This is a genomic window from Vibrio sp. 10N.261.52.A1 (assembly GCF_002876325.1).
GTDB classification, from domain to species: domain Bacteria; phylum Pseudomonadota; class Gammaproteobacteria; order Enterobacterales; family Vibrionaceae; genus Vibrio; species Vibrio chagasii.
Genome location: NZ_MCYD01000225.1, coordinates 1 through 7,309 on the forward strand (window position 1 = coordinate 1; position 7,309 = coordinate 7,309).

General features: G+C 44.4%; 6 protein-coding genes and 4 tRNA genes. 3 read left to right on the forward strand and 7 right to left on the reverse strand.

The genetic code is table 11. The annotated features are described in order from the left end of the window. From tuf to BCT81_RS02905, 5 genes are all read right to left on the reverse strand, one after another. The coding region (gene tuf / locus BCT81_RS02885) for an elongation factor Tu (RefSeq protein ID WP_102423189.1) at positions 1 to 1,115 on the reverse strand (1,115 nt) is incomplete at its 3' end. A 95-nt stretch (positions 1,116 to 1,210) separates the two neighbouring features. Beyond that, positions 1,211 to 1,286 (reverse strand) — tRNA-Thr (locus BCT81_RS02890). Between the two features lie 13 nt (positions 1,287 to 1,299). After that, positions 1,300 to 1,374: transfer RNA gene (locus tag BCT81_RS02895), tRNA-Gly, on the reverse strand. 39 nt (positions 1,375 to 1,413) lie between these two features. After that, a tRNA-Tyr gene (locus tag BCT81_RS02900) sits at positions 1,414 to 1,498 on the reverse strand. Positions 1,499 to 1,543: 45 nt separating this feature from the next. Beyond that, a tRNA-Thr gene (locus BCT81_RS02905) sits at positions 1,544 to 1,619 on the reverse strand. A gap of 210 nt (positions 1,620 to 1,829) precedes the next feature. Between BCT81_RS02905 and coaA the strand changes: the two genes are divergently transcribed. Beyond that, entirely contained in the window at positions 1,830 to 2,753 is a 924-nt protein-coding gene (gene coaA, locus BCT81_RS02910) for a type I pantothenate kinase (RefSeq protein ID WP_102423190.1), read from the forward strand. A 7-nt stretch (positions 2,754 to 2,760) separates the two neighbouring features. Here the strand turns inward: coaA and birA are convergent, their stop codons facing one another. Both birA and murB read right to left on the reverse strand, forming a co-directional pair. Then, entirely contained in the window at positions 2,761 to 3,726 is a 966-nt protein-coding gene (gene birA / locus BCT81_RS02915; protein ID WP_102423191.1) for a bifunctional biotin--[acetyl-CoA-carboxylase] ligase/biotin operon repressor BirA, read from the reverse strand. Then, entirely contained in the window at positions 3,723 to 4,769 is a 1,047-nt protein-coding gene (murB, locus tag BCT81_RS02920) for a UDP-N-acetylmuramate dehydrogenase (RefSeq protein WP_102423192.1), read from the reverse strand. Before murB ends, birA begins: the two co-directional genes overlap by 4 nt. 66 nt (positions 4,770 to 4,835) lie before the next feature. On the opposite strand from murB, the gene BCT81_RS02925 reads away from it, so the two are divergent. Then, positions 4,836 to 5,267 (forward strand): GNAT family N-acetyltransferase, encoded by a 432-nt coding sequence (locus tag BCT81_RS02925; protein WP_061034337.1) that lies wholly within the window; start codon positions 4,836 to 4,838, stop codon positions 5,265 to 5,267. Between the two features lie 91 nt (positions 5,268 to 5,358). Beyond that, entirely contained in the window at positions 5,359 to 6,699 is a 1,341-nt protein-coding gene (gene pssA / locus BCT81_RS02930; protein WP_102423193.1) for a CDP-diacylglycerol--serine O-phosphatidyltransferase, read from the forward strand. Positions 6,700 to 7,309: the final 610 nt, after the last annotated feature.

Below are 7,309 nucleotides of genomic sequence, written 5' to 3' on the forward strand. Positions count from 1 at the left end.
CCTTCGTCCATTGCGATTGGAGCGATTAGCTCAACAGTCATTTGAACGTTGTCACCTGGCATTACCATTTCTACGCCTTCTGGTAGAGTGATGTCGCCTGTTACGTCAGTTGTACGGAAGTAGAACTGTGGACGGTAACCTTTGAAGAAAGGAGTGTGACGGCCGCCTTCGTCTTTAGAAAGTACGTATACTTCAGACTCGAACTTAGTGTGTGGGTTGATAGAACCTTTAGCAGATAGTACTTGGCCACGTTCAACTTCGTCACGCTTAGTACCACGTAGTAGTGCACCAACGTTCTCACCTGCACGACCTTCGTCAAGCAGCTTACGGAACATTTCAACACCAGTACAAGTAGTAAGAGTAGTTTCTTTGATACCAACGATTTCTACTTCGTCACCTACACGTAGGATACCACGCTCGATACGACCAGTTACAACAGTACCACGACCTTGGATCGAGAATACGTCTTCGATTGGTAGTAGGAACGGTTGGTCAACTGCACGCTCTGGCTCTGGGATGTAAGAATCTAGTGCTTCTGCAAGCTCAACGATCTTGTCTTCCCACTGCTTCTCGCCGTTTAGTGCGCCAAGTGCAGAACCTTGGATAACTGGTAGGTCATCACCTGGGAAGTCGTACTCAGAAAGAAGTTCACGAACTTCCATTTCTACTAGCTCAAGTAGCTCTTCGTCATCAACCATGTCACATTTGTTCATGAATACGATGATGTAAGGGATACCAACTTGACGACCAAGTAGGATGTGCTCACGAGTTTGAGGCATTGGGCCGTCAGTCGCAGCAACAACTAGGATACCACCGTCCATTTGCGCAGCACCAGTGATCATGTTTTTAACATAATCCGCGTGTCCTGGGCAGTCTACGTGTGCGTAGTGACGTGATGGAGTGTCGTACTCAACGTGAGAAGTAGCGATTGTGATACCGCGCTCACGCTCTTCTGGAGCGTTATCGATAGATGCGAAATCTTTAGCAACACCACCGTACACTTTTGCAAGTGTAGTACAGATAGCAGCAGTTAGAGTTGTTTTACCGTGGTCAACGTGGCCGATAGTACCAACGTTTACGTGCGGTTTCGTACGTTCAAATTTTTCTTTAGACATGGGGTGTCCCTCTAGGTACGGATTAGGTGGCTTAAAATAAGACCACGCAACCAAAAAAAATGGTTTTCTTTATTAAAGGAGAAGAAGCTTTAGACTGGTGCTAATACCCAGAGTCGAACTGGGGACCTCACCCTTACCAAGGGTGCGCTCTACCGACTGAGCTATATCAGCACACAAAATGAGTTGGAGCGTGCAGCGGGAATCGAACCCGCATCATCAGCTTGGAAGGCTGAGGTAATAGCCATTATACGATGCACGCAACACGTAACTCTGTTTGAGCTATTTAACCTTTAGAATATGGTGGAGAGGGACGGATTCGAACCATCGAAGGCAGTGCCAACAGATTTACAGTCTGCTCCCTTTGGCCACTCGGGAACCTCTCCAAATTTTTGAGCTTTCTCTCGCTTGCCTTAAAGAAAGGGAGAAAGTGGTGCCGACTACCGGAATCGAACTGGTGACCTACTGATTACAAGTCAGTTGCTCTACCTACTGAGCTAAGTCGGCACAAGTGGGGCGCATTTTATTGAATGATTTTCCACCTTGCAATAGCAAATTGAAAAAAAGTGCAAAATTCTCTGCCCAAACTCCGACATACGACTATTTAGCTCAAGGTTTCCGTCTTTAACCCGCATCTAGTACAGGAAGATATTTTATTTATCTATCGCTTGATGTATTTTCCATGCACTTGTTTTGTTATCCACTATAGAGTTTTGTATGAGCCCATTCATGTCATTTGACCGTAGACACTGGTCTGAACTAAGGAATTTAGTTCCGATGACACTTTCTGAAAGCGACTTAAAAGAGCTTCAAGGCATCAATGAAAAGCTCACCATGGAAGAAGCTGTAGAGATCTACCTGCCGCTTTCTCGCCTATTGAACCTCTATGTGGCAGCCAGACAAAACCGCAATTCAGTACTTCATCAATTCCTTGATAAAAAAGAGAAAGCACCACCATTCATTATTGGTATTGCTGGTAGTGTTGCAGTGGGAAAAAGCACAACTGCGCGTCTACTTAAGGCCCTACTCTCTCGTTGGGAAAACCATCCAAAAGTCGAGCTAGTCACCACCGATGGCTTTCTATACCCAAATGAGGTGTTAGAAGAAAAAGGGTTGATGAGTAAAAAGGGCTTTCCTGAGTCTTACGATATTAAGCGCTTGGTGAATTTTGTCTCAGACGTCAAGGCGTGCAAAAGAAACGTCACAGCGCCAGTCTACTCACATCTAACCTACAACATTACTGATGATGTTAAGTGTGTTGACCTACCTGACGTATTGATCATTGAAGGCCTTAACGTATTGCAGAGTGGAATGAACTACCCACACGAGCCACACCGAGTGTTCATTTCTGACTTCCTGGACTTTTCACTCTATGTGGATGCAGACAGCCAGCAAATCAAAGAGTGGTATATCAACCGCTTTATGAAGTTTAGAGAAGGGGCATTTACCAAGCCGGGCTCTTACTTTAGTCATTACACTAAATTATCGAACCAAGCGGCATTGGATAAAGCAGAAGGGATCTGGAGTTCAATCAATGGGTTGAACTTAGAGAAGAACATCCTTCCAACCAGAGAGCGAGCGCACCTGATCCTACGAAAAGGTGCAGATCACATGGTTGAAGAAGTATTACTAAGAAAATAGGAAGGTCTTAGCTACCCTTCCTCAGTGAGATTTCACCGCCGATATAGCTTTCGATACCATTCTCGGTTTTAAGCAATACAGCACCCTGCTCATCAATACCTTGTACGACACCTTCAATTTCTCTAGGTCCAATAATCAGCTTCACATTGCGACCTAAGAAATTATCCAAGCGATTCCAACGCTCAACAAAGTTCGACATCCCTTTCATTTCATAATCAACCAGTGCTTTGTCCCAAGCGTTAATCAGGGATTGTGCAAGCTGATTACGATCAGGCACCTGACCATCACACACTTCTTTAAGCGAGGTCCATGGTTGACCAATACCAGAGGTTGAAGGGTCCATTGAAAGATTAAGCCCTAAACCAATGACAATATGAGCGGCACCGCCAGATTGGCCAGACAGCTCAACTAAGATACCCGCAAGTTTCTTATCGTTATGGTAAAGGTCATTAGGCCATTTGAGCTTCACGCCTTCAACGCCCATCTCTTCCAAAGCCTCAACAACCGCAACTCCGACAACAAGACTTAGGCCCATCGCAGCTGCCATCCCAGCGTCGAGTCTCCAGTACATCGAAAGGTATAAGTTGGCTCCAAATGGTGACACCCACTCTCTGCCACGACGACCGCGACCAGAGGCTTGGTATTCAGCAACACAAACCGAGCCAGATTCTAGCTCATTGGTGCGATCTAACAGGTGTTGGTTGGTCGAACCTATAATAGGGATCAGTTCAAGAGATGCGTTGCTATTAGCAGCAGATAGTCGCTCATGGTCCAGCATGTCCAATCGGTCCGCTAGCTTGTAGCCTTTACCCTGTACACGGTAGATATCCAAACCCCACTCTTGAATACCCTTGATGTGCTTGCTTATAGCGGCTCGAGATACCCCAATCACCTCACCGAGGTCTTCACCAGAATGAAACTCACCATCAGCAAGGCATTTTAACAGTGCTAGCTTAGTGCTGTGCTCTCTCATACTAACGCCTCCAAAGCCTTGTCGAGATTTGTCTCACCATCTCTTCCCATAAAGCGAACCTCATGTTCCAGGCGAATATCGAACTTATCTAGCACAGCCTGACGAACTCGTTCTGCTAACTTAAGCACATCAACGGCCGTCGCCTCATCATAGTTGATGATCACAAGTGCTTGATTTGGATGAACCTGAGCGCCACCTTGATTAACACCTTTAAACTGACATTGATCGATCAGCCAACCCGCAGCGACTTTGATCATATTCTCACTCGCATAGCCCACAATCGTTGGATACTCAGACTGCAAGCGATCAAAATGATCTTTACTGATCACCGGGTTTTTAAAGAAGCTGCCAGCATTACCCTGAACAGCAGGGTCTGGCAATTTGCTCGAGCGGATAGCACATACTTCATTAAATATCGTTTGAGGTGAAAGTGTCTCTTCAGACAGACTTTTCAAGGGGCCATAGTGATTACATGGCTGCCATGCTTTCGCTAAAGTTAAGCCAATCGCGACCACAATAGCTTTGCCGTACAGGGCGTGTTTAAAAATCGAATCTCGGTAACCAAAGAGACATTCCTCTTTGCTTAATCGCTTAACTGTATAAGTATCCAGACAAAGAATATCGACGTATTCACATATATCCTGTAGCTCAACTCCATAAGCACCAATGTTCTGGATAGGCGCTGAGCCAGAACAACCCGGAATCATGGCTAGGTTTTCTAACCCACCAAGACCTTGCTCCACGGTCCATTTAACTAAGCTTGGCCAATCCTCACCACCATTAACATGGAGTAAATGATTGTTATCCGACTCCGTTAAGGTAATACCAGACAGCTTATTGATAATGACAAGGCCTGCAAAATGCTCAGTGAAAAGCATGTTACTGCCCTTTCCTAGCATCAGCTTAGGCGTAGATTGCCATTTAGGGTCCTGATAAACCGAGACCAACTCTTCAATCGTGGTCACTTCAACCAAAGCATCACAACTTTGATCAATAGAAAAGGTATGAACGTTTTTTAAACTAGCATTGAGATGGAATTGCATGACGATATTCAATTAACTTACACTGCGTTCATTCTACAGCAGATAAACCAGTGGCGCAGTGACTGAATGAACAATGTCATCATTACTCAATTAGACCCAGTAAAGGTTCCCCTTGTTAAACGCTTCTATAAAGAGCACTACCCAACAGGGAAAGCCAATAAAAGTGAGTTAATTTATTCACTCTTACTTGATGACGAACTTTGTGGTGTCGTCCGTTTCCGTACGATAGAAGACTCGCGCTTACTGACAGGTATGGCGATCTCGAAGCAACATCGCGGTAAACAGTTAGGTTCCCAGCTAATGGAGTACTGTGCAAAACACACACTCACAGAGAACGATTACTGCTTTGCCTATGCGCACCTTACGAGCTTCTACACTCGGCACCAATTTGTGCAGATCGATTCTAAACAGCTACCGAACGCCTTACGGGTTTTATATGAGCGTTATTCAAATAGCGGAAAAGATCTCATTCCTATGCAATATCAGCAAAATTGTTAGAGAATGCCTCGATTATCTAGTATTTGGGGCTATGCCTTTGGTAAAATTAAAGGTTCGCAATTTTGCATATTTTTAAGGTAAAACAGTCAATATGATTGCCAGTAGGAATCCATTCATACAGTTGCCAACCATAGCGCAGAATCCTGATAAGTTTGAAGTACTACTATCAGCGCAAGAGTTTCGAATTCGTCTACTTGATGAGATAGCTCGCGCAACGACCCGCATTAGCTTAGTCGCTTTATATCTTGAGGATGATGAGGCTGGCCGTGAGATCCTAACTGCCTTATATGAAGCAAAACAAAAGAATCCAGATCTAGACGTGAGCGTTTGTGTTGATTGGCATAGGGCTCAACGCGGACTGATTGGTGCAGAGTCTTCTGAAGGCAATGCAGCCATGTACAAAGAGTTTGCTGAAAAGTATCAGCACCCAGTCCCTGTCTACGGCATTCCTGTTCGCGGTAAAGAAGTCTTTGGTGTATTGCACTTAAAAGGCTTTATCGTTGATGACAGCGTGATTTACAGTGGTGCAAGCCTTAACAACATCTACTTGAACTATCACGACCGTTATCGCTTTGACCGCTACCATGTTTTAAACAACGCAGCACTGGCAGACTCAATGTTTGCCTACGTTCATGAGCAAATGATCTCTGATAGCGCTGTCTACGACTTAGCAGACAAGAATAAACCAGCAACTAAAGAACTAAAGCCAGCGATCCGCCAGTTTCGTGCATCTCTAGCCAGATCTCAGTACCAATTTGATGGTCAGGAAGTTTCACCAGAGCAAGTAGCCGTAACGCCGTTAGTAGGCATTGGCAAACGACGCAATCGTCTTAACCAAGGCATTAATCAACTGGTCGCTCAGGCTAAAGACGAGATCTTCATTTGTACTCCTTACTTTAATTTCCCTCCTAGCCTAGCTAAAGAAGTTAAGAAGGCGCTTAAGCGTGGTGTAAAGGTCAGTATTGTTGTTGGTGACAAAACGGCGAATGATTTCTTCATCTCTCCAGAAGAAGAGTTTAAAACGATCGGTGGTCTACCATACCTTTATGAACTGAACTTACGTCGCTTTGCTAAAGCCAATGAAGCACATATTGCAAGCCGTAACCTATCGATTCAACTTTGGCGACACGACTCTAACAGCTTCCACCTAAAAGGCATTTGGGTCGATAAGCGCTACATGCTGCTTACTGGTAATAACCTAAACCCAAGAGCTTGGAAATTAGACCTAGAGAACGGCATCTTTATCCAAGATAACTATCACCACCTAACTGACAAGTTCCAAGCTGAAGTAGATAATATTCTTCAACACACTCAGCTTATTTGTACTTATAAACAGTTAGACAAAGTAGATAGCTACCCAGAAGAAGTTCAAAAGCTGATTCGCAAGATCACGCGAGTAAAAGCTGACAGAGTACTTAAACAAATACTCTAGTGAACGTACTCAAGACATAATTTACCAACGCCTAGCAAACGCTAGGCGTTTTTGTATTTGTAAGAGCCAGATAGATAAGTTGGGCTTCTACGCCCCTTCTATCTTCTGCCTAAGGAGGAAACAACAGTTTGGGACAGAAGAGCTATAGTCGTATTCGGTCAGACCGGGACTATGGACAGCATTAAGGTGTCGTGTTACTTGACCATCAAGCAAAAACTAACGTTGTACTACCGCATACACCAAGTAACAGATGACCGATAAGCTTGTAGCTAGAACCTGCAAGACCAAACACCGTAAGCTGAAGCCTATGCATTCCTAACACGAATAGGCGTATAGGCTTATCGGTTTAATATGGCGAACTAACCCATATAGTCCTCAGTAATAGCAATGAACTTAATCTAAAACTGATTAGAGCCAAGTCGTAGGCTAAGCATCCTAATAAGCAGCAAAGTAGTTCTATCCATGCACTAATCAAAGAAGCCTATGTTTAAACAAGAGGGGGTATGGGAAAAATAACGATACCGATTATAAGTCTGAGATAACTTAAGTTGAAATGGCTGGGATTTGTTAGTCGAAGAGCAAAAGCTCATAGCCTAGAAACGACGAAAGC